Source organism: Lewinella sp. IMCC34183 (genome assembly GCF_003390915.1).
GTDB lineage: Bacteria > Bacteroidota > Bacteroidia > Chitinophagales > Saprospiraceae > Neolewinella.
This window is the reverse complement of the sequence record NZ_QMEM01000001.1, coordinates 881,963-905,210: the sequence shown is the minus strand read 5'-3', so window position 1 is coordinate 905,210 and position 23,248 is coordinate 881,963. Positions and strand designations below refer to the sequence as shown.

Below are 23,248 nucleotides of genomic sequence, written 5' to 3'. Positions count from 1 at the left end.
CTTTTTAACTAACCCAGAAAACCAGCCCATGGCCCGCTTACTCTCTCTACTGCCTCTCTTACTTCTTCTGTTCACCTCCTGCGGAGACAAAGACGATCCCGTGATCGAAAACGAGGAGGAGGTCATCACCGACCTGGTCTACGTGCTCACCCCGGTGGACAATGGGGAGACGGTCACCTTCCGCTTCTCCGACCCCGACGGTGACGGACCGGAGATGGCTACTACCGATATTACCGGTGACCTGATGGCCAATACCAGCTACCTCGGTACCCTCAGCCTCACGAACGCTTCGGACCCGAGTGATCCGGAAGACATCACCGCCGAGATCTCGGCCGAAGATGAAGACCATCAATTCTTCTTTGTACCGTCGGGAGGACTAGACGTCACGGTGGCCTACGCGGACAGCGACAACGACGGAAATCCGGTCGGTCTACTGACCGAGATGGAGACCGGCGCCGTTTCCAGTGGCGGGCTGCAGATCATTCTGCGCCACGAGCCCAACAAGGCGGCCGGTGCAACGATCTCCGATCCGACCGGTGCGGGGGGAGAAACGGATATTGCCGTTACCTTCCCGGTCTCTGTCGGAAACTAGGTCTATGGTCCGTATCATCCTGCTCGCTTTCTTTCTCGTCGCTGTGCACGGCACCTGCGTCCGCGCCCAGTCCTGCAGCCTGCAGGTTGCGGGAACCATGCTCGACGAACACGACCGCACGGAGCTGTCCTTCGCGAGTGTATACGTAATCGAGGCGGAACGCGGCGCGCAGGCTGATGAGAACGGGAATTTCGTGATCGGGGACCTCTGCGCCGGTACCTATGACCTTCGGTTCAGCCACATCGGCTGTGATCCGAAGGTCGTGACGGTAGATCTGCGGAGGGATACCAGCCTGACGGTTTACCTCCACCACCACGATAACTACACGGAGACCGTCACTGTATCCGCCAGCGGGGCGGCCGTTTCTTACGAGGAGCGGCTGGACCGGGAAGCGGACCGGCAGCTGGGGCTGGTACTGGAGCGGATCACGGGCGTAAGCAGCCTGCGCACCGGTACCTCCGCCAACAAACCGGTCTTCGACGGTCTCTACGGGAACCGCCTGAGTATTCAGAACAACGGCATCGCCCAGGCCGGACAGCAGTGGGGGAACGACCACGCTCCCGAGATCGACCCCTGGGTAGCGGCCTATGTGCGGGTGGTTGAGGGGGTGGACGCACTGCGGTACGGCGGCAGCACCCTGGGCCCTACTGTCCTGGTGGAGCCCTCCCCGCTCACGCCGCGTAGCCAACCCGGCGGTAAGCTGGCGTACGGCCTGCGTACCAACGGGTGGGGTCATACCCTGAATGCGCGGCTGACCGATACGGCCTTTGTTGCCTACCGGCTCAGCGGCAGTCTGAAGGCCATCGGAGACCGCCGGGCACCCGACTATTACCTGACGAATACCGGACAGCGGGAGGGTGACGTGGCCGTTCAGCTGGCCAAGTTCCTTTCGCCGGCGTTGACGACCCGTCTCTACTACAGCCTCTTTAACGCCGAGGTAGGTGTACTGCGCGGGTCACACATCGGCAACCTCAGCGACCTGGAGGAGGCTATTGGACGCGAGCGTCCCTTCTTCACCGAATCCAGTTTCAGCTACGGCATCAACTCGCCGCGCCAACGCGTGACCCACCACCTGCTCAAGGCTGAGCTGAGCTACGCACCTTCTGACCGTACTACTTACACCCTGCAGTACGGAGGGCAGGTGGACGACCGCAAGGAGTTCGACGTGCGCCGGGGCGACGACGACCAGGCCGCCCTGCAGCTGCTACAGGTGAGCCATACGCTCGAGGGGCGCTACCAGCGGCGCCTGGGTGGACAACGAAGCGTGGAGGCAGGTGTACAGCTCGAGAACGTCGACAATACCAACCAGCCGGGGACCGGTGTGCTGCCGCTGATTCCGGATTACCTGGGCAACCGGGCCGGGGGATACGTCACCTACCACGTGAAGCCCGAGCGGGTGCGCTACCACGTGGGCCTCCGGGCCGACCACCAGTACTACGAAGCCGTTACGATCAGCCGCGACCTGCCGCGACGAATCCTGCGATACACCCATCACTACACGACCGTCGGAGGCAGCGCGGGCGGCAGTATCAAATTCGGGCAGCGCTGGAGTGCGGACGCGGATTTTACCTACCGGCAGCGGGCTCCCCAGATCAACGAGCTGTACAGTCAGGGACTGCACCAGGGCGTGAGTGGTATAGAGGAGGGCGACCGTAGCCTGCTACCCGAGCACTCCGCGAAAAGCTCCGTGGACCTGACCTACGGCAGCCGTGACGGTAGCCTTACGGTTACCGGCGGACTTTTCTACCAGCGGGTCAACAACTTCATTAACCTGGAGCCCGAGCAGGAATTCCGACAGACGATCCGCGGGGCCTTCCCGGTCTTTACGTATCGGGGTGTCGATGCGGACCTCTCCGGCGGTAAACTCAGCGTCCTGGCCCAGCTTGGCGCGCTCGACCTGGAAACCGCCGCCGCCGTGGTGCGGGGCAACAATCTTACGGACGGTACGCCGCTGGTCTTCATGCCGCCCCCCAACTGGCGGACCTCCCTGGCGTACAATCTTTCGGGGGCGTGGGTAGCGCGGGCCTCGGTACTCGCCGTAGCGCGGCAGCAGCGCACGGTACCCGAGCAGGATTTCCTTCCGCCACCGCCGGGCTACGCGATTGTCGGGGTAGGTGCCAGTCGGACCGTGGCCCTGGGCGATCGGGAACTCCACCTGGAACTTGAGGTAGAAAACCTGCTGAACCAAGCTTACCGCGATTACCTCGACCGACAGCGGTACTTTGCCGACGCTCCGGGGCGGAGCCTGAATTTTCGGGTGAGCTACAGTTGGTAAATCTCGGGATAAGTCGTACTTTTGCGGACTAATTGAGCTCTATCCTCGCGGCGGAGCCGAACCACGATAAAAATATAATAACATGGCACACCACAAATCAGCAAAGAAGCGGATCCGGCAGGACGAACGCAAGCGCCTCCACAACCGCTACTACAAGAAATCCGCGCGTACGGCCATCCGTAAGCTCCGTGACCTCGAGGACCGTTCCGAGGCCGAGAAGCAGCTCCCCAAGCTGTTCAGCATGATCGATCGTCTCGCCAAGCGCAACCTCTGGCACCAGAACAAGGCCGACAACCTGAAGTCCGGACTGGCCATGCACGTTAACCGCCTCGGCTAGTACCGTTCGCGCGTTCTGCTTCGCCGCCGCTCCGGCCGTTTTTGCGGCCCAACAAAAAAGCCCCGCTACGATCACGTAGCGGGGCTTTTTGCGTTGCGGCGCGGAGTAGTCGGGACGCTAGCTAGCGCCGTCGGCGACCGCGACTGCGGCCGGAGTTCCGGCTGCGGTTACCACCGCCGCCGCCACCGCCGCCGCCTTTCTTTTTCTTCTTCTTGCGCCGGGTACCTGTATCCTGGGAGGGCTGGTTGCCGGACGGTTCGCCGATCTTGGCGTCCTTGGGTAGGACCAACGTCTTATCGCTAAGTTCGTAGAGGTCCTTACGGATCATGTCCTCGTTGTAGAATTTGCCGTCCCGCCAGTCGGTCAGCGCCACCTTCATGTAGTAGGCGGCGGTGTAGGTGACCAGGTCACGCTCCGGGCCGTCTTCCATGGCTTTGCCCTGTTCGATCAGCGCCAGGACGTTCTTGCCGTAGTGCAGCATGCGCTTGTGGCTGTCGGGGTAGGGCAGGGGCTCCGGGCTGACGCCTTCGGGATCGGGGGTGGCGTTGATGCCTTCGGGCACCGTGACGTTGAGGTGGCCACCCGCAATGCGGAACGCATGCTTCCAGAGGCGCTCCTCGTAGTTCTCCTGCTGCTTTACGCTGGGCTGCATCTGGAGCATCAGCTTAATGACGCGCTCGACGTAGGCCTGGCGGTCGGCCTCGTCCTCGATCTCGTTTGCTTTCTGAAGCAATTCCTGTACGGTCCGGCCGTATTCGCTGTAGATCAGCTCGGCGTTGCTGGTGTTGTATTCAATGTCCCATTCCATGGAGGGTAAGTTTTCTTGTGTTGGGTGAGTGGTCTACTCTACGGTTACGGATTTAGCCAGGTTGCGGGGCTGGTCGACGTTACGGCCCAGTTCGACGGCGATATGGTAGCTGAGCAACTGCAGGGGGATGACCGACAGAAGGGGAGAGAGCTGTTCTTCGGTATTGGGGATCTCGATGACGTGGTGGGCCATGGAACTGATCGCCGTTTCGCCTTCCGGTACGACCGCGATCACTACTCCCTTGCGGGCGAGAACTTCCTGCACGTTGCTGATAATCTTCTCGTACGCCGAGCGATTCGTCGCGGTGACGATCACGGGCATGGTTTCGTCGATCAGAGCGATGGGGCCGTGCTTCATTTCCGCGGCCGGGTAGCCTTCGGCGTGAATGTAGCTGATTTCCTTGAGCTTCAGGGCACCTTCCAGGGCTACGGGGAAATTATAGCCGCGTCCCAGGTAAAGGGCGTTGTGGTGGTGCTTGATCTCTTTGGCGATGTAGCGGATATGCTCGTCCGCCTTGAGGCACTGGCGGATCTTGTCGGGGATACGTTCCAGTTCCGCGGTGAGCGTATGCAGCGTCGTGGTGCTGATCGTACTCAGTTTTTCGGCCAGGCTGAGGGCCAGCAGCGTGAGCACCGTCACCTGTCCGGTGAAGGCCTTGGTACTGGCCACCCCGATCTCGGGACCGGCGTGGATGTAGCTGCCCGCGTCGGTAAGGCGGGCGATACTGCTGCCGACGGCGTTTACGATGCCATAGATCATGGCACCCTTGCTCTTGGCGAGTTCGAGGGCAGCCAGGGTATCTGCCGTTTCCCCGCTCTGGCTCAGGGCGATCACGATGTCGCGCTCGTTGAGAATGGGGTTGCGGTAACGGAACTCACTGGCGTACTCTACCTCTACCGGGATACGCGCGAGATCCTCGATGAGGTATTCCCCGATGAGGCCCGAGTGGTAGCTCGTTCCGCAGGCTACGATGATGATGCGGTTAGCCCGAACGAATCGGTTTGCGTACTCCTCCATTCCACGGAGGGTGACCCGGTTGTCCTTGCTGCTGATCCGTCCGCGCATCGCGTCGAACACCGTGATCGGCTGCTCGTGGATCTCTTTGAGCATGAAGTGATCGAAGCCGTTCTTTTCGAGCGCTTCGATCTGCATGTCCAGTTCCTGAATGAAGGGAGGTTGGTTTTCGTTCTTCGTGTTCTTGATCACCAGTCCCTCTTCCAGGGTAATGCTGGCGATCTGGTTGTCGTCCAGGTACACTACGCGGCGGGTGCTGTCGAGGAAAGGAGAAGCGTCGGAGCCGATGAAAAACTCTCCCTCGCCAATACCAACCACCAGCGGGCTCGCCTTGCGCGCGCCCACCAGTACGTTGGGGTTCTGGCTATCGACTACGGCGATGGCGTAGGCGCCCTCGACCCGGGTAAGGGCAAGGCGGACCGCTTCTTCCAGGGCAAGCTGACCCTCGTCCTGGATCTCCTCGATCAGGTGGACGAGTACCTCGGTATCCGTTTCACTCGAGAAGACGTGGCCTTCGGCCTCCAGGGCATTCTTGAGTACGGCGTAGTTTTCGATGATTCCGTTGTGGACCAGGGCTAGCCGGCCGTTACCGCCGGTGTGGGGGTGAGCGTTGACGTCGTTGGGTTCTCCGTGGGTGGCCCATCGGGTATGGCCGATCCCCACGGTGCCCGTGGTATCGTTCCGCGCAATTTCCTTGCGCAGCGCAGATACTTTCCCCTTTTTCTTCCAAACGGACAGGTGGTCGTTGAGTATGGCGATACCGGCGCTATCGTAGCCCCGGTATTCCAGGCGCTCAAGCCCCTTGATAATAAGGGCATCGGCCTGGCGGTGTCCAATATATCCAACGATTCCGCACATAGCGTATATAAATTTAATAGGTTAGTGTTAGGTAACAGGGTCGCGCCATAAAGGCACACGGATAGGTAAAACGGGACACGACGGTAGCGTTTCCACAAGGTTTAACGGGAGTAACACGCAGAAGTTGCCTTCCCCTAATCCAGATCAGTGTAGGTGACGCGGATGCGCGCGGGGTTGGTCGCCGCAGCCGGGCCGTTAAGAAATGCCCGTGCGGCACGTACCTCGGTATTGTCCAGTGGCGAGACCCGGAGGTAAAGCTGCGGCGGTGCTTCACCGTCGAGAATGCGTTGCAGGTGGATGGAGAAGGCCGGCGAGTACAAACGGATGTTGTCCTCGGTCCGTAGCTGACCGCCCATGAAGAACAAAATGTTGGCTGGGATAGCCCGTGTGCGGGCGAGCTCGAGGCGGTCGGCAATACTCAGCAGGGGGCCGTCCGGGGTAGCCCGGTAGAAGAGTTCCAGCCGGGTGGGCAGGGGGTAATCGGTATAGGAAACGCCCTCCACGTCGGCAACGGGAATTTCCAGTTCGGCCCGGTTGATGACGCGGCCGCGCAGCTCGCTGATGTCACCAAGATTGATCTCGGTCATCAGGCCACTCTGTCCGGCTACCGCCACCAGGGTATTGCTGGTCGTGGAATCGAGTAGGGTCCCGGCGAGTGAGCCGTCAAAGTCGTACGAGTTGGCGGGCAGGGCCTGCAGAAAACCGATCCGGTAAACGGCCGCCCGCCCGGTGGAGTCCCGGTAATAGAAATTAAAGCCGCTGTAGGGGGTCTCGTTTTGCCCCTCCGTGGGGGCGAAGGTCACCAGCGAGTTGCTGGGGCCGTCCGGTGCCAGGTAGAGTCCGGCGAAGGCGTCGCGGAAGGTGGAGTCGAACGCATAGTTCTCCGGACCGAGAGCCCCGATTTGCCGGGCAAAGTCGTCGCTCAGGCGGATGCGCGCGTGGGGGCGCAACAGCTCTGGCTTGGTGATGGCGGTGTCGCGTACCAGGGTAGGGGTCGCCGTGGCGCTGAAGGTGGCATTCGCTGCTACGTTGGTTTGCCCGGTGGGCAAGAAGATCGTGTTGTAAAAGCGTTCGGTGAAGCTCACCGCTTCGCTGATCTGCGTGGCCCGGACCGGAAATTCGCGTCCGGGGCCGTAGAAGCCGCGGACCGTGTCGATGGGCAGGATTACGACGGCCGAATCGATCGTCACGTTAACCAGTCTGGCGTAAGGGGGGACGACCGGCAGCTGGCTGGCGTTGCGCGGGAGCCGCGGCGTCAGGTAAACACCGTGTCGGGTGGTTCCGAACTCCGGATCCTGCAGGCTTCCAAAGGTGAAGGGGGAAGGCGGGACGTACGACACGGTGCCGTCGTAGGCCAGCAGGCTATCTTCCGTAACGACCCGGGTAGTGAACGGGATATCGGTGATTTCGCCCACCGTGGCGCGGTCGGTGACAAGCAATTCGGATCCCACGGTAATGGGGTCGGTACAGGCCAGCAACAGGAGGGGCAGCGCTAGGGCGCAAAGTACTTTCATCTGGTAGCGTCTAAGACTGATATAACGTAGGGGACGGTCAGTGGATGAGCGGGGGAAAAGTAAACGAGTCCTTCCCCGGACAAAGGGGAAGGACTCGTGGTTCTGCTGTAGGGAGGGGGCGGGCGGTAGGTAAGGTTGGTTGCTACTTCTCTACCTCCGCGGCCAAGAGCTCGCGGTAGAACTCCACACTCGCCTGGGGGGCTTCGCTTCCCTGTACATTCAGTACGGGGATATCGGCCTGCGCCAGGGCGGTAGCCAGGGTATCGTCGAGTTCCTCGCTGCCCCGGATAACGGCATCGCTGTACTTGATGGCCCCGCGGTGCAGGGCGGGCTTGCCGTCTTCCAGGTAGGGGGCGAGATCTTCTTCACTCAGGGCATTGATGCTGGCCTTCATGGCGAAGTCGTCCGTGATGTGCTTCTCGGGCCCGCTCTGGTAGAGGCTGTAAACGATCTTGCTGTTCTTGAACAGCGGCTCGTTTTTGTAGGCGGTACGCAGGTAGAAGGGAATGAGGCTCGTCATCCAACCGTGTACGTGGATGATGTCGGGCGGCCAGCCGAACTTACGGACCGTCTCGATCACGCCCTTGCTGAAGAAGACCGCGCGGTCGGCGTTGTCGTCGAAGGGATTGCCCTGCTTGTCGACGTGGACGAACTTGCGCTTGAAGAAGTCTTCGTTGTCAAGGAAGTAAACCTGCATACGTACGCCCTTGTCGGGCAGGGAGGCTACTTTAATGATGAGGGGGTAGTCGTCGTCGTCGACGATGATATTCATGCCCGAGAGGCGGACGACCTCGTGCAGCCGGTGGCGGCGCTCGTTGATGGTTCCGTAACGTGGCATCAGCACACGGATTTCCATCTGGTTTTTCTGGAGGTAGGGGGCCAGGGCCCGGACGGTAGTGGCAATTTCTGTCAGCTCCGTGTAGGGATCCATTTCCTGGGTAACAATCAGCACCTTAGTTTTGCTCATATCTATGATCGCGTTACAGGTTATTGACGAGCCCGACTGCCATTGCAGCGCGGCACGGGAGCCCTCGCGCGGCCCCAAGAGTGGCAAAGTTACAAAATATTGCCGATACCCCCTATCTTCGGCCGCCCTTAGCGGCCCGTCCGCCCGCCCAATCCCATCGGTATTTGCTGATCTTTACCACCGCATCCGAGCTTTCCACCGCCCTCGCCGCCGAGCGATCCGCCGGCCACCGCGTAGGTTTCGTGCCCACCATGGGCGCCCTGCACGCGGGGCACGCAAGCTTGGTAGCGTCCAGCGTGGCGAGTTGTGACCGCACCGTGGTCAGCGTCTTCGTCAACCCTACCCAGTTTAACGACGGTTCCGATCTCGACGCTTATCCCCGCACACCGGAGGCCGATGCCGAGTTGCTCCGCGACGCGGGCTGTACCCACCTGTACCGGCCTACAATAGAAGACGTCTATCCCGCAGGCACCGCCGCCCCTTCCGCCGCCGCGGACCTGGAGTACGGCGCCCTGACCACTCGTCTGGAAGGCGCCCACCGCCCCGGGCACTTCGAAGGCGTCGTACAGGTGGTCAGTCGCCTGCTCGATATCGTGCGTCCCCATGTGCTTTTCCTAGGCCAGAAAGACTACCAGCAGGTGGCCGTGATACGGCACATGATCGGGCAACTCGGCCTGGAGGTGGCCGTGGAGACGGTGGAGACCGTCCGCGAAGCCGACGGGCTGGCCCTCAGCTCCCGCAACCGCCGACTGGGGGAGGCCGAACGCCGCGCCGCCACCGTCATCAACCGGCAGCTGGCGGGCATCGTAACGGGCCTGAACTGCGGCTGGCCCGCCCGGGAGCTGGAACGCCTGGCCCTCGCCGCCCTGCGTGCCCACCCCCTCCTGGAACCCGAATACGTGGAGGTGGTCGACGGCGACACCCTGCTGCCGTACCAGGACGGCGCGCCCGCCCGCGAAGTGGTCGCCGCCACCGCCGTCCACGCCGGATCGGTGCGCCTCATCGACAACCGTACCCTGCGCCCGCCCAACCCTTGACCACCCCGGCGCGTTTGATTGCCGGACGTATTTCCCGCCCCACCACTTTATTCCGATTATGCTCATCCAACGTTTCAAAGGAAAGATTCACCGTGCTACCGTAACCGAGGCCAACCTCAACTACGTCGGCAGCATCACCATCGACGGCCAGCTGCTCGACGCGGCCGGCATCATTGAGGGCGAGAAGGTGCAGATCGTCAACAACAACAACGGCGAGCGCATAGAAACCTACACCATCCGCGGTGAGGAGGGGTCCGGCATCATCTGCCTCAACGGAGCCGCCGCGCGGCGTTGCCAGGTGGGCGATACCGTCATCATCATCGCCTACGGATACATGACCACCGAGGAGGCACTGGCCTTCGAGCCCAAGGTCGCGTTCCCCGGAGAGGGCAACCGGCTCTGACCAACCCCGGGATAGACCGGCCCGCCGCCGCCCCACGCTTGTACCCGCTTCGGCGAGGAACTGACCTACATCCACCGCTTTCAGAATACCGGTAGCCATTTTTCGGGAGTACGGGCGATCACCTCGACCGGACGACGGTCGGCGCATACATCCGAACTATGGTACGCGTGCGTATACAGGTAGGCCTGCGGTGCGCGGGTGCGGTGTAGTTCCCCAAGGAGGGAGCCAACCGGCGGGAAACCCTATCTTCGTTGTCCCCAAAAATCATACTACGATGAAAGTTGCCGTTGTCGGCGCTACCGGCCTGGTCGGAGGCGTCATGTTCGAAGTACTTAAGGAACACGATTTCCCCATTACCGAGCTGCTTCCCGTCGCTTCCGAGCGCTCGGTCGGCAAGCAGATCGAGTACCGGGGAAAGAACTATACCGTGGTCTCCCTGCAGGACGCAGTGGATGCCCGATGCGACATCGCCATCTTCTCGGCCGGCGGCAGCACCAGCCTCGAGTGGGCACCGCGCTTCGCGGAAGTGGGCACCACCGTCATCGACAACAGCAGCGCTTGGCGCATGGACCCCGATAAAAAGCTCGTGGTTCCCGAAGTGAACGCCGACGAGCTTACCCCCGCGGACCGCATCATCGCGAACCCTAATTGCTCCACGATCCAGATGGTCGTGGCCCTGGCCCCCCTCCATAAGGCCTTCGGCATCAAGCGCCTCGTCATCTCCACGTACCAGTCCTTCACCGGTACCGGTGTCAAGGCCGTCAAGCAGTACGAAACGGAGCGCGACGGCGGCAAGAGCGAGGAACCGGCGTACCACTACCCGATCTTCGAGAACTGCATTCCGCACTGCGACGTCTTTCTCGACAACGACTACACCAAGGAGGAGATGAAGCTCGTCCACGAGACCCGCAAAATCCTCGGTGCGCCCAACCTCGCTGTAACCGCTACTGCGGTGCGGGTACCCGTGCACGGCGGCCACAGCGAAAGCGTGAACGTCGAATTCGAGCGTCCCTTCACGGTAGAGAAGGTGCGGGAGCTGCTCGGTAGCGTCCCCGGCGTGGTGCTGCAGGACGATCCCAAAACTAACAGCTACCCCATGCCGTTACTGGCCAAGCACCGCGACGAAGTATTCGTGGGCCGCATCCGCCGCGACGAGAGCATCGAAAACGGCCTCAACCTCTGGATCGTGGCCGACAACCTGCGCAAGGGAGCCGCCACGAATGCCGTCCAGATTGCCGAATACCTTCTTGAGCACAAGCTCGTTGGCCAGCGGGTGACCGCCTGATTCAACGCGCCATTATAATTAGTAAGTTAGCGCATTGCTGACTTGAACCAATGCATACCACCCGACGCGTGACCCGCCGCACCCGCGGCCGCGCCGGCTACGATAGACCACCGCCATGCGAAACCGAATTGCCGTCTGGGGGCGTGACGCCCAGGAAAAACGCGTACTGATCACGATCGAGCTCCAGGTAGCCGATAACATCGTGCGCATCGAGACTTTCCCCGAGAAGGTCGTGACCGACGAGGTCTATACCGCCTTCATGGAAAAATGGCGCAAGGAAGCGGAGGCCGAATTGCCCGAGCCCGACCGCGTCATCGCCCGCGAACTCAGCGTCACCGAATCGCTGCTGCCCGACGACCTGCGCGCCGAACAGACCGACATGATCGTCCGCGCCCAGACCGAGTGGCACTTCCACGTGCTGAGCGAGAAGCTGGCCGAGAATTACCGTAGCGAGATCGCCGAGATCGAGGATCGGATCGAGCGGGCCGGTGCCTACAGCAGCGACCTCTGGAACCAGGCCAAGGCCTTCTGGCAGAAGGTGCAATCGCAGCTGCAAGACAAGACCCTGTTGCGCGAACAGGGCAACGAGCTGCGCAAGCGGTCCGACGCCGTGTTCGCCCGCCTGAAGGAGCTGCGGCAGGAGGTCAACAAGCAGTACGAGGCCGAGTCCGCCAAGCAGATGGAGAAGTTCGGCAAGCTGTTGGCCGACCTCGAGGCCCGTATTGTGGAGGGCACCCACCTGAATAAGGTATTCCAGGAGCTCCGTGAAGTGCAGCGCAAGTTTCACGGCGTGAAGTTCACCAAGGAAGACCGCGAAAAGATCTACGGCCGTATCGATGCCGCGTTCAAATCCGTGAAGGAAAAGCGCGGACAGGGTGGGGGAGATAAGTCGGGCGCCGCCGGCGGAGCACTCGGTCGAAACGAGGCCCGCTACCAGGGGCTGATGAAGGCCATGGAGCGTATGCGCAAGAGTATCGGTCGCGACCAGGAGGACCTGAAATTCGAAAAGCGCCGCATCGAGCGGACCGATGGTCAACTCGAAGCCCAGATCCGCCAAGCCAAGATCATCATGATCGAGAGCCGGATCAACAGCAAGAACGAGAAGCTGTCCGACATGGTGAAGACCCAGACCATGCTGGAGGCCCGCATCGAGAAGGACAAGAAGCGCGCCGAGAAGCAGGCGCGTAAGGCCGCCGAGCGGCAGGCAAAGGAAGCCGCCCGCGCCAAGATCGCCGCCGAGATGTCCGGCCGCAACCTGAGCCCCGAGGAAGAGGCGAAGCTGAAGGCCGCCGCCGAGGCGATCCGGTCGGGCAAGAAGCAGGCGAAGGCGGACCGCAAGTCGCTTAAGTCCGCCGCGCCCGGCGACATCGTAGCCAACTTTACCGCCTTTAGCCAGGTCCTGGCCAATGAGGTGCACGTACCCAAGAAGCAGCGGACGGCCGCTCCCTCCCTGCTTAACCAAGCCACCGAGCGTATCGACCAGGCCGTGGACGAAGCTACTCACCGGGTGCAGCAAGCCGTTGATACGGTGAAGGCCGCTGCTCAGGTGGTATCCGAAGAGGAATAGTGGCGCTCCGCAAGATGGGGAGCACCGATAAGGCTACGCTGAGGCGATTGGCCTGCTGGAGTAATTACGGCCCCACTTACCTGTACCTGGAAACCCAGCTGGGATAGCCCGGGGCACCTGGCGGTCTGCATGTGAATTGAATCCATCGCGGTGTTTGGCCGGCCTACCGGAGCATGATCCGGGACGGTTGGTGAGGCGCGGGGTCAGTAGCCCTACGCGTCCTGGAATAGACGGCTTATTTCTGAATCGACCGAAGGTCTATATCGCGACATACGAGTTCGAACCGTGTTAACTGTGCGTTAATTTTTCGAAACTGGTACGTACGGTAAGTGGCCGGTCGACTAGTCGACCGGCCGCGAGTAGGCCACGATTAGCGCACAGTAGGGTTTACCCCCCATAAAAGGGCGGCAACCAGAATCCGCAATGTTGGGGGAAGCGACCTAAAACTCAAACAGCGTACCCGCGCTACCCGGAGGAGTAGCCCCGATGTGGTAGTACGCCTTCTCCGTAGCCTGCCGGCCCCGGGGGGTACGCATGAGGTAGCCCTCCATGATGAGGAAGGGTTCGTGGACTTCTTCGATGGTACCCGTTTCCTCGCCTACGGCCGTAGCGATTGTCGAGAGACCCACCGGGCCACCCTTGAACTTGTGGATGATGGCGTCGAGAATCTTGTTGTCCATTTCGTCGAGGCCGCCCTCGTCGACGTTGAGGGCGGCCAGACCGTAGTCGGCGATCTCCTTGTCGATGGTGCCGTTGCCCTTCACCTGGGCGAAGTCACGGATGCGACGCAGCAAGGCATTGGCGATACGCGGAGTACCCCGGCTGCGGCGGGCGATCTCCTCGGCGCCGGCATCGGTAATCGGCACATGCATGATCTCGCAGGAGCGGTGGATGATCTTGACGAGGGTCTGGGTGTCGTAGTAGTCGAGCAGGCAATTGATGCCGAACCGCGCACGCATGGGGGCGGTAAGCAAGCCCATTCGGGTCGTAGCCCCCACCAGGGTAAAGGGGTTCAGCGAGATCTGTACGGACCGCGCATTCGGTCCGCTGTCGATCATGATGTCGATGCGGTAGTCTTCCATGGCCGAGTAGAGGTACTCCTCGACCACGTTATTCAGGCGGTGGATCTCGTCGATGAAGAGCACGTCGCCTTCATTGAGGTTCGTGAGCAGGCCGGCCAGGTCGCCGGGCTTCTCCAGTACGGGGCCGCTGGTGAGGCGGAGCTCAGCGCCCAGCTCGTTAGCGATGATGTGGCTCAGCGTGGTCTTGCCCAGGCCCGGGGGGCCGTGTAGGAGTACGTGATCCAGCGAGTCGCCCCGCTGGACGGCCGCCTGAATGAACACCTTAAGGTTGTCCACGATCTTGGGCTGGCCACTAAATTCACTGAGGCTGTCGGGGCGCAGGGCGCGCTCCATCGCTCCATCCTCGGGGGACAGGTGGGCGGCGGTCGGATCTAGGTGCTCGTTCATACGCGCCCAAGATAGGGAACATTTTGTGGCAAAATGCAACCGATACGTATGCCAAAGGCGCGTAACGCGGTAAGCGGGGTAGGGTAGTGTGGGTTCAGATGAGTTCGTCCTCGACCATGGGTTCAGCGTGTTTAACGGTTACGAAAGCGGTTCCGGGGGTCAGCCGGCTGGGTAATGCTTAAGAACGGTCGTGTCGTAATGCTGGTAAGTAGGATGCTCGGGACGACAAAGATAGGCGGGTGGAAAGTGGATAGCAAGGACACTTTTCGTCGCTGCGTTCCGCAAGAATTCCGGAATTTCGGATCCTAAATCGGCCTAACTAGCTGATAATAAGCAAGATGGAGGTTTCCGTAAATGAGGAAGGCCAACCTGACCAGCAGGTTGACCTTCTCACGTAGTGTCGGGATGACTGGATTCGAACCAGCGGCCCCACGCCCCCCAGGCGTGTGCGCTACCGGGCTGCGCCACATCCCGAACTCTTCTTTGCAGCTATCCGGTGATCAGCTGCGGGTGGTCGATACTGGATTCGAACCAGTGACCTCTGCAATGTCAATGCAACGCTCTAAACCAACTGAGCTAATCGACCCTGTAAAGCTAAGCGGCTGCAAATATACAATTACCCGCGGGAGCACAAAAGTTCTGGCTAAGAAATTCTCCCCTTTCGTGCATCAGGCCTGGGCCGTCGGCGTGAAAGAAGTGGGCGGGAACTGCGGACCGTTGTTTCCGCCGCTATTATTGATGGCGCCGAATTGCCGCTCGTACTTCTGCACGTTATCGGCCAGGGCCGCCAACAGCCGCTTGGCGTGCTCGGGCGTGAGGATCACGCGGCTCTTCACCTTTGCCTTGGGGGCATTGGGTACGATGCGCACGAAATCCACCACGAATTCAGAACTGGAGTGGGTGATAATCGCCAGGTTGGAGTACACCCCCTCGGCAATGTCCTCGGGGAGGTCAATACTCAATTGGTTACCCTGTTGCTTTTTATTGTCGTCTGCCATGGCCACAATATACCCCGCCGGACCGAGGCCGACCGGCGGGGGGTAATCATCACTTCTTCCGCGCGGCAGTCTTCTTCTTCGCGGGGGCCTTTTTCTTGGCGGCCGGCTTCTTCTTCGCCGGAGCCTTCTTGGCCTTTGTCTTAAACGCGTTGGGCACCTGGTCTTCAATGATCGCCTTTACTTCTTCCAGGGAAAGCTCGGCAGCCTGCTCGCGGGACATCTTCTTGCCGTCCACGGTGGGCAGCTTCAGCGACTTCTTCTTGAAGCGGATGAAGGGGCCCCAGCGGCCCTGCTCGACGTCGATCTTGTCCGCTTCGAAGCGCTGGATGTAACGGTTGGCCTCCTTTTCCTCCTTGGCCTGGATGAGCTCGGTCATCTCGTCCTTCTTGAGGTTATCGGGGTCGTAGCGCTTCGGGATGTTGACGAACATGCCGTTCCACTTCAGGAAGGGCCCGAAACGTCCCGCCCCCTGGGTGACGGGCTGTCCTTTGTAGGTCATCACCGGCTCGTCCGCCTTCTTCTTGGCGGCTACCAGCACCTTAGCGTCGGCCAGGGTGGCGGAGTGGGGATCGTCTCCTTTGGGCAGGCTGATGAAGTCGTCCCCCCAGCGGATGTACGGCCCGAAGCGGCCTATACCGACGACGGTTTCCCGGCCGTCGATCTCACCGAGCACCTTCGGTAGGTCGAAGAGGGGCAGGGCCTGCTCCAGCTCGATCTCTTCCATACTTACCCCGGCGGGCAGGTTGGCGTAGCGGGGCTTTTCGTCGGGGACCAACTCGTCGGGGGCGCCCAGCTGGATCACCGGGCCGTTGCGGCTCAGCCGTACAAGGATGGTCTTGCCGGTAGCGGGGTCATTGCCCAGAATGCGTTCGCCCGTTACGCGCTCGGCGCTTTCGGTAGTTTCGTCCACAATTTCGTGGAAGGGGAGATAAAAGTCCTCCAGCATCTGGGTCCAGGTGACGTGGCCGTCGGCCACCTCGTCAAACTTGTCCTCGATCTCGGCGGTGAACTGGTAGTTCATGACGTCCTCGAAGTGCTCGTCCAGGAAGTCGCTCACCGCCATGCCGATGTCGCTGGCGAAGAGGCGGTTCTTCACGGTACCGGTGACCTCCGTCTTGCTCTCCTCGGTAATGGAGTCGTCCTTCAGGGTCAGTACGGCGTAGGCGCGCTCCTCTCCGTCGCGGTTCTCGCGGGTCACGTAACCGCGCTTGGGGTCCATGATCTTGGAAACGGTGGGCGCGTAGGTGGACGGGCGGCCGATACCGAGCTCCTCGAGTTTCTTCACCAGGCTGGCCTCGGTGTAGCGGGTCGGCGGACGGGTGAACCGCTGGGTGGCCGTCATCTCGCTGAGGGGCAGGATCTGTCCCTGGGAGAGGGGCGGAAGGATGCCGTCGGTGGTCTCGTCTTCCTCGTCGTCGTCGTTGCTCTCAATGTACAGCTTGAGGAAGCCGTCGAATTTAAGTACCTCGCCCTGGGCCCGGAGCCGGGCGTCGGGGGCCTTGTCCACCGCGATATTGACGGTCGTCTTCTCGAGCTCGGCGTCGGCCATCTGGCTCGCCATGGTGCGCTTCCAGATCAGTTCGTAGAGGCGCTGCTCGTCGCGGTCACCCTGGTTGATGCTGTGGCGGTCGACGTAGCTGGGGCGGATGGCCTCGTGGGCCTCCTGGGCGTCCTTCTTTTTGCTCTTGTAGCGGCGCACCTTGCTGTAGTTGGCGCCGTACTCCTTGGTCACCTCCTGCTCGATGGCCTGCAGGGCGGTCTCGGACAGGCTGATGCTGTCGGTCCGCATGTAGGTGATCAGGCCGGCCTCGTAGAGGCGCTGGGCGGTACGCATGGTCCGCTCCACGTTCATGTACAGCTTGCGGCTGGCCTCCTGCTGGAGGGTGGAAGTGGTGAAGGGCGGGGCGGGCTTGCGCTTGGTGGGCTTTACCTCGATGTCGCTGATGCTGAATTCGGCGCCCATGCACTTCTTTAAGAAGGCTTCGGCGCCGGCCTGGTCGTCGAAGCGGTCAGGGCATTCGGCCTTCAGTTCTACTTCCCGGCCCTGCTCGTTGCGCACCGTGAAGATGGCGTTGACCCGGAAGAAGGGAGAGGGGGTAAAGCCCATGATCTCCCGTTCGCGCTCCACCACCAGCTTGACGGTGACCGACTGCACGCGGCCGGCACTCAGGCCGAACTTCACTTTCTTCCAGAGTACGCCCGACAGTTCGTAGCCGACCAGGCGGTCCAGTACGCGGCGGGCCTGCTGGGCATTGACCAGGTTCACGTCGACCGTGCGCGGATTGTTGATCGCGGCGCGAATCGCAGGTGGGGTGATCTCCCGGAAAACGATCCGTTTGGTGGAATCGACCGGAAGCTTGAGCACTTCGCAGAGGTGCCAGCTGATGGCCTCTCCTTCCCGGTCTTCGTCCGTTGCGAGCCACACGGTATCCACCTTGCTGACCGCGGCCTTGAGGTCCTTCACCACCTTACGCTTCTCGGGGGAGACGACGTACTTCGTGGCGAAGTTGCGGTCGACGTCGACGGCCCCGTCTCCCTTGTCCAGGTCGCGTACGTGGCCGAAGGACGATTTGACGGTATAGTCTTTACCGAGTATTTTTTCAATGGTCTTCGCTTTCGCGGGAGACTCGACAATCAATAGATTCTTAGACATAGGTGATTAGCTTCCTCTAGGGTTACGATTCTAGGACGCAATTAGTTGTTCCGCCTGTTGGAGAAGTGCGTTTTTCGTATCGGCATCGGTGAGTTCGTCGGATGAAATGAGGCCTTCCACGCCCGAAATCGGAAGCCGGTTGGGCAGGACCCAGGCCCCCATGTGCGCGAATACGTCCGCCAGGTGGTCCATCCCCCGCAGGTTACCGGCGCGGCCCGAGGCCAGGCCGACCAGGGCCACGTGCTTGCCCTTGAAGTTGCCGGCGTAGTCGAGCACGGAGATACCGTCGAGGAAAAGCTTCAGCACCCCCGGATAGCTCCCGTTGTACTCCGGCACGAAGACGGCAAATTTCCGGACCGGCTGAATATACTGCCGGTGAATATCCACGAGCCGCGGGTCGCCGGGCTTGCCCGCGTACATCTCCGTGTGGAAGTAGCCGTGGTGGAGGTCGGCCATGTCCAGTAACTGCGTCGGCTGACCGAGCTCTTCCAGTGCCGCACTGAAGTAATCGGCAAACAGGCGGGTGCGGCTTTCGGGCCGGTTGGTACCGGAGATGACGGTAATCATAGGGTGGGGGTTAGGCGGGGGCAAACGTAGTACAAAATTTATAGCCAAAGGGTTATGCGGTATTCCGCACGCCCCGGCACCCGCGGCCCCGCCCGCTGACTAGGCGCGCCGGCGGAAGACGACGATAAGTCCCACCGCTCCCACAATCCACAGCAGCAAAATCCAGGGCGTAACGGTGATGCTAGTGTGCCTGATGCCAAATCCGTCCCCGGCGGTTTGCTGAAAGGAATAGGCCTGATAGACCCCCAGCGCCAACAGCGCAAGGCAGGCAACGAGCACGATAAGGTGGCGGGAGGAGCGAAAACGGTTGGGCATAACGGGATGAAAGATAGACAATCAAAAACGCCCCGCTTCCGGGACCGGAAGCGGGGCGTTTTTATCGGGTGAACAGCCGGACTAGTAGCCGCTATTCTGTACCAACTGGTCGTTGGCGTCGAGCTCCCGCTGGGGGATCGGGAAAACCAAGTTGTCCGAATCGTAGGGCAGGCCGCGTACGCTGCGCATCAGTCGCTTCAGGTCGTTCAGGCGGTTGGGCTCGAAGGCGAGCTCTACCCACCGTTCGAGGACAATGGCGTCGATGAGTTCCTCGGGGCTGTCGAAGTCGTCCTCCGAGTAGCTGAACAGCTCGGCATCCTTCATTGGGGTGCCATCGGCACTGACCCGACGGAGCGAACGGTTACGGATGGTGTTGAGCAGTTCGATGCTTTCCTCGTTCACTCCCTCGAGGCGGACCAGTGCTTCGGCACGCATGAGGTAGTAGGTGGCGAGGCGCAGCACGATCAGGTCGTCGGAGTTATTCGCGAAGTCGTCGTACTTCTCCACGTTGTAGAAGCCGGCGGCGTTCGGAGCAGCTAGGCGGGCGAGGCGCAGATCGACCAGCGAGTCGCCACCCGCGGCGGCGATCTCCTCGTCGGTGATGATCTGGAAGTAGCCCTGGTTCTGGAGGGCCTGATTAACTACGATGTCACCGCCCCGGCCGTTGATGTTGTGGAAGGTGGCGAGTGAGCCGTTGACGCCGGGGTTGTCCTGCACGGTGGAAACTACCGCGAAGATCTCCTCGCTGGTCCCCTCGTTGAAAAAGGGCTGCTCGGGAGAGTCGGTCAGGGAATAGCCCGGGGTATTGATTACTTCCTCGGCAAGCGCGGCGGCCTGCTCGTAGTTACGCTGCTGGAAGTACACGTCGGCGAGCAGTGCGGTAGCGGCGGTACCACTGGCGAAACCGTATTCGTAGTCGGGTCCCAGCAAGTCCTGGGCCGTCATCAGATCGCTGATTACCGCGTTGTACACCTCAGCCACGGTATTGCGGGCGGGGAAGGTGATGTCACCGCTGGTAGCGGTAGGAGTGGTGATTACCGGCACGCCAAGGTCGGAACCGGAGTCGGCACCGTAGGGCTGTGCAAAGGCCTTCACGAGTTCGAAGTGGGAGAACGCCCGGATAAACAGGGCTTCGCCCCGCAGCTGCGCCGCCACGTCCTCGGTGAGGTTGGGATCATCGATGGTCTCAACGCCGCGAATTACGAGGTTAGCCTGGTTGATGGCCAGGTAAGCCTGGTACCACAAGCCGTTGACCTCCGCGTTGGAGGGCGTAAGCTGACGCTCGTACATTTCCGCGTAGCTGGGAAAGGAACCGCGCCAGTCGGCGTTGTCCGACAGGATGCTGGAGTTCATCGCAATGCCTGCGGCGCCAAAGTCGGCGTTTTGAACGGCATCGTAGGCACCTACCAGGGCAGTTTGCAATCCGGGAACGTCGGAGAAAGCCGCGTCAGAGGGCAGCGACTGCGCCGGGGTCGGCCGTTCGATAAAGTCGTTACAGCCCGAGGCCATACTTACGACCAGGCCGGTGAGTAGGAATATTTTGGGGATTTGCATATAGCAAGAATCTTTCTAGTTAGAGGTTGAGGTTGAGGCCGAAGGTGAACAGCTTGCTCTGCGGGCGGCTGAAGAACAGCGAACCGCTGGCAACACCGTTGACGTCCTGGCCGCTGGCTTCGGGGTCGAGGCCGGCGAAGTCGGTAAACGTCAGCAGGTTTTGTCCGCTCACGTAGAGCCGCAGAGAAGCACCGTTCGAGTTGAGGCCGTCGAAGGTGTAGCCAAGCTGCACGTTACGCAGGCGCAGGAAGTCGGCATCCGACAGGTAACGGGTCGAGTGCTGGTTGCCGTTACCCACCTGGCGGGCCTCCGGGATGTCGGTGATCCGGTTGTCGGGGCGCCAACTGTTGAGCTGACCGCGCTCCTGGTTGTAGACCGAAGACATGTTGGTAGCGTAGAAGCGGCCTTCGCTTAGGTACAGCTGGTGACCGAGGGCGGCCTGGAAGAAGAAGCTCAGGTCGACACCCTTGAAGTACAGGTTACCGCCGAAGCCGCCACTGAAGTCAGGCAGCGGATTACCAACGATCTGACGGGCGTTGCCCTGCTGGTAGGTCTTCGAAATCTCTCCGTCCGCGTTGACGAAGAGCGCGTCTCCGTTGTCGGGGTTGACCCCGGCGTACTCGGTGAGGTACCAGGAACCGATGGCCTCGCCTTCGCGGATCAGCTGGTTGCCGAGATTGATGTCGTCGGGCTCACCGTCTCCGTTGTTGTCGACGAGCTGGGTAACTTTGTTATCTACGGTGGCGCCGTTCACGTTGAAGGACAGCTGGAAGTCAGGACGATAGATCGCGTTGTAGCGGAGGCTGAATTCCACACCCTGGTTGACGATCTCACCGGCGTTGGCCGTAAGGGCCGCCGTGCTGATACCGGCCGTGTAGGGCTGGGGGATATCGAGGAGCAGGTCGGAGCTTACCTTGTTGTAGTAGCCCAGCGAGCCCTTGATCTTATCGTTGAAGAAACCGAAGTCAACAGCAACGTCGAAGGTGGTTGCGGTTTCCCAGGTCAGTTCGGTGTTGGCGAGCTGGCTCAGCAGGAAGCCGGGAACGGCGTTGTAGTCGTTACCAAAAGAAACGAGACCCCGGCTGGCGAAGTTACCGATGCCGGCGTTACCGGTCTTACCGTAGCTGGAACGAAGTTTCAGCTGGCTGACACTCGGGGTGTTGAGGTCATTGGAGAAGTCGTAGGCGGCCGATACGGCGGGGAAGAAGCCGTAGTAGTTGTCCGAACCGAAGCGCGAGGAACCGTCGAGGCGGGCCACCACGTTCACGAACAGGCGGTTGTCAAATACGTAACCGAGGCGGGAGAAGTAGCCCACGAAATTCGACTCGGTACGCGAGCCACCACCGCCGGTGATTTCGGCGGCGGAGTTGAGGGTCGCCAGGCGATCGTCGGCGAAGGTGTTACCATCGACGAAGAAGCCGTTCTCGGTCTGGCGATTCAACTCGATACCGGCAAGCACCTCAAACTCGGAGGTGTTGATGGAGAAGTTGTACAGCGCCGTGTTGTTCCAAGTGTAGTTGAGTACCGACTGCTGCTGGGCACCGCCCGTACCGCCCGAGCCGTAGCCGTCGGTCGTGAGGACGCCGGAGCGCTGGAAATCTTCCAGGGAGAGGAACTGGGTACCGAAGCGGGTAGCGAAGGTCAGGTTGTCCAGGGGCTTGAACGAAGCGTTTATGTTGGCGATCACCTGGTTGGTGGTCAGGCTGATCTCCTGGTCCTGCCAGTTGATGAGGGGGCTACCGGCAAACTGGGTGCGGCCGGTGCTGGTACTCAGTACGCCACCTTTTGCTTCGCCGTTCTCGTCGTAGGGGTCGAGGTTGGGGAAGAACAGGGAGGCAAAGGTCTGGGGCGAGGCTACGTTATTGTCCTCGTTCTGCCGGTTGTTGACCGTGCGGGTAGGGTTGAGGTTGAGGCCTACCGTCCACTTGTCACCGAAGCGCTGCTCGAGGTTGAGGCGGAAGGAGTAGCGCTGCAGGCTGGTACCTTCCGTCCAGCCCTTCTCGTCGCGGTAACCGCCACCGAGGAAGTAGCTGAGGTCCGACGTACCGCCGCTGACGCTGGCGTTGGTCTCCGCTACGGAACCGGTGCGGGTCACGAGGTCGATCCAGTTGGCATCGGGCTCCTCGTCGGGGTTGTCGTAAAGCTGCGTAGCAATCTTGGTGGAGTCACCACCGGCGAGGACGGCCTGGTTCCAGTAACGGGCGTATTCCGGGCCACTTAGCAAGTCGTACTGGGCGGTAGGATTGGAGAATCCGACGTACTGGTTTACGCTCACGTTGGCCGGGGCGTTGTAGTTGCCGGACTTGGTGGTGATGAGGACAACACCGTTGGAGCCCCGCGATCCGTAGATGGCGGCACTGGCGGCGTCCTTCAGGACGTCGATCGACTCGATGTCGTTGGGGTTGATGTTGGAGAGGGGGCTGGTACCCGGGCCACCGAGCTGGTAACCTTCGGCGTTGGTCTCCAGAATAACGCCGTCGACCACGTAGAGGGGCTGTACGTCACTGTTGATGGAGCCGATACCACGCACGCGGATACTCGTCTGGGAACCCAGCGATCCAGAGTTGGAGGAGATGGTCACACCGGGAAGGCGGCCCTGCAGGGCGTTCTGGAAATCGGTCACCGGTACGCCCTTCAGTTCCTCGGAGTTGACCGAGGCAATGGAGGTCGTCAGGCGGCGGCGCGTCTGCGTTCCGTAGCCCGTGACGACTACCTCATTAAGGGTAGCAGCATTTTCGTACAGGGTAATCGTGTAGTTGCTGGCACCCGTCACCGGTACGGTACCGGTGGTGTATCCCGTATAGGATACGACGAGCTCCTGCGCGCTTTCGGGAAGGCTGAGGGTAAAGTTGCCGTCAATGTCCGTTACGGTACCGGTCGTCGTGCCCGCGGCGAGGATCGAAGCACCGATCAGCGGAACGCCGCTGTCGTCCGTCACCACGCCGGTGATGGACTGCTGGGCGTGCAGAGCACTTACGCCCCCTAGGAGGAGCACCCACACAATAAGTTTAAATGACTTCATACTGTGGTTTATT

General features: G+C 61.0%; 18 protein-coding genes and 2 tRNA genes. 7 read left to right on the top strand and 13 right to left on the bottom strand.

All coding sequences use genetic code 11. From position 1 onward, the window contains the following. Positions 1-28 precede the first annotated feature (28 nt). The 3 genes from DQG19_RS03770 to rpsT all read left to right on the top strand — a co-directional run bounded on the left by DQG19_RS03770 (position 29) and on the right by rpsT (position 3,204). On the top strand, positions 29-592 hold the full coding sequence (locus tag DQG19_RS03770; RefSeq protein ID WP_116124862.1) for a type 1 periplasmic binding fold superfamily protein: 564 nt from the start codon (positions 29-31) through the stop codon (positions 590-592). A 4-nt stretch (positions 593-596) separates the two neighbouring features. Continuing rightward, positions 597-2,867: a TonB-dependent receptor gene (locus tag DQG19_RS03765; RefSeq protein ID WP_116124861.1), complete on the top strand. Its 2,271-nt coding sequence runs from the start codon at positions 597-599 to the stop codon at positions 2,865-2,867. Between the two features lie 82 nt (positions 2,868-2,949). Continuing rightward, positions 2,950-3,204 carry a 30S ribosomal protein S20 gene (rpsT, locus tag DQG19_RS03760; RefSeq protein ID WP_116124860.1) on the top strand — a complete coding sequence of 85 codons (255 nt, stop codon included), beginning with the start codon at positions 2,950-2,952 and terminating at the stop codon, positions 3,202-3,204. A gap of 121 nt (positions 3,205-3,325) precedes the next feature. Here the strand turns inward: rpsT and DQG19_RS03755 are convergent, their stop codons facing one another. The 4 genes from DQG19_RS03755 to DQG19_RS03740 form a co-directional block, all read right to left on the bottom strand. Then, positions 3,326-4,012: a DUF4290 domain-containing protein gene (locus tag DQG19_RS03755; protein WP_116124859.1), complete on the bottom strand. Its 687-nt coding sequence runs from the start codon at positions 4,010-4,012 to the stop codon at positions 3,326-3,328. A 33-nt stretch (positions 4,013-4,045) separates the two neighbouring features. Beyond that, positions 4,046-5,884: a glutamine--fructose-6-phosphate transaminase (isomerizing) gene (glmS, locus tag DQG19_RS03750; protein ID WP_116124858.1), complete on the bottom strand. Its 1,839-nt coding sequence runs from the start codon at positions 5,882-5,884 to the stop codon at positions 4,046-4,048. A gap of 134 nt (positions 5,885-6,018) precedes the next feature. After that, positions 6,019-7,398 (bottom strand): DUF4270 family protein, encoded by a 1,380-nt coding sequence (locus tag DQG19_RS03745; protein WP_116124857.1) that lies wholly within the window; start codon positions 7,396-7,398, stop codon positions 6,019-6,021. 142 nt (positions 7,399-7,540) lie between these two features. Next, complete coding sequence (locus DQG19_RS03740) at positions 7,541-8,365, bottom strand: glycogen/starch synthase (RefSeq protein ID WP_116124856.1); 825 nt, start codon at positions 8,363-8,365, stop codon at positions 7,541-7,543. Between the two features lie 164 nt (positions 8,366-8,529). On the opposite strand from DQG19_RS03740, the gene panC reads away from it, so the two are divergent. The 4 genes from panC to DQG19_RS03720 all read left to right on the top strand — a co-directional run bounded on the left by panC (position 8,530) and on the right by DQG19_RS03720 (position 12,657). Next, positions 8,530-9,402, top strand: a complete 873-nt coding sequence (gene panC / locus DQG19_RS03735) for a pantoate--beta-alanine ligase (protein WP_157974295.1) — start codon at positions 8,530-8,532, stop codon at positions 9,400-9,402. Between the two features lie 58 nt (positions 9,403-9,460). Beyond that, positions 9,461-9,805, top strand: a complete 345-nt coding sequence (panD, locus tag DQG19_RS03730) for an aspartate 1-decarboxylase (protein ID WP_116124854.1) — start codon at positions 9,461-9,463, stop codon at positions 9,803-9,805. A 274-nt stretch (positions 9,806-10,079) separates the two neighbouring features. After that, positions 10,080-11,090, top strand: coding sequence for an aspartate-semialdehyde dehydrogenase (locus DQG19_RS03725; RefSeq protein WP_116124853.1), 1,011 nt, complete (start codon positions 10,080-10,082; stop codon positions 11,088-11,090). Between the two features lie 115 nt (positions 11,091-11,205). Continuing rightward, complete coding sequence (locus DQG19_RS03720; protein WP_116124852.1) at positions 11,206-12,657, top strand: hypothetical protein; 1,452 nt, start codon at positions 11,206-11,208, stop codon at positions 12,655-12,657. 440 nt (positions 12,658-13,097) lie between these two features. On the opposite strand, the gene ruvB is transcribed toward DQG19_RS03720, so the two are convergent. The 9 genes from ruvB to DQG19_RS03675 all read right to left on the bottom strand — a co-directional run bounded on the left by ruvB (position 13,098) and on the right by DQG19_RS03675 (position 23,235). Continuing rightward, positions 13,098-14,126 (bottom strand): Holliday junction branch migration DNA helicase RuvB, encoded by a 1,029-nt coding sequence (gene ruvB / locus DQG19_RS03715; RefSeq protein ID WP_116124851.1) that lies wholly within the window; start codon positions 14,124-14,126, stop codon positions 13,098-13,100. Between the two features lie 400 nt (positions 14,127-14,526). Beyond that, positions 14,527-14,600: transfer RNA gene (locus DQG19_RS03710), tRNA-Pro, on the bottom strand. Between the two features lie 37 nt (positions 14,601-14,637). Continuing rightward, positions 14,638-14,712: transfer RNA gene (locus tag DQG19_RS03705), tRNA-Val, on the bottom strand. An 82-nt stretch (positions 14,713-14,794) separates the two neighbouring features. Next, positions 14,795-15,124, bottom strand: coding sequence for a DUF3467 domain-containing protein (locus DQG19_RS03700; RefSeq protein WP_116124850.1), 330 nt, complete (start codon positions 15,122-15,124; stop codon positions 14,795-14,797). Between the two features lie 49 nt (positions 15,125-15,173). Further along, on the bottom strand, positions 15,174-17,777 hold the full coding sequence (gene topA / locus DQG19_RS03695) for a type I DNA topoisomerase (protein ID WP_116124849.1): 2,604 nt from the start codon (positions 17,775-17,777) through the stop codon (positions 15,174-15,176). A 30-nt stretch (positions 17,778-17,807) separates the two neighbouring features. After that, positions 17,808-18,344 carry an NADPH-dependent FMN reductase gene (locus DQG19_RS03690; RefSeq protein ID WP_116124848.1) on the bottom strand — a complete coding sequence of 179 codons (537 nt, stop codon included), beginning with the start codon at positions 18,342-18,344 and terminating at the stop codon, positions 17,808-17,810. A gap of 99 nt (positions 18,345-18,443) precedes the next feature. Further along, entirely contained in the window at positions 18,444-18,659 is a 216-nt protein-coding gene (locus tag DQG19_RS03685) for a hypothetical protein (protein WP_116124847.1), read from the bottom strand. 81 nt (positions 18,660-18,740) lie between these two features. After that, a complete protein-coding gene (locus DQG19_RS03680; protein ID WP_116124846.1) occupies positions 18,741-20,213 on the bottom strand; it encodes a RagB/SusD family nutrient uptake outer membrane protein in 1,473 nt (490 codons plus the stop codon). 19 nt (positions 20,214-20,232) lie between these two features. After that, on the bottom strand, positions 20,233-23,235 hold the full coding sequence (locus DQG19_RS03675; RefSeq protein WP_116124845.1) for a SusC/RagA family TonB-linked outer membrane protein: 3,003 nt from the start codon (positions 23,233-23,235) through the stop codon (positions 20,233-20,235). Between the last annotated feature and the right edge of the window lie 13 nt (positions 23,236-23,248).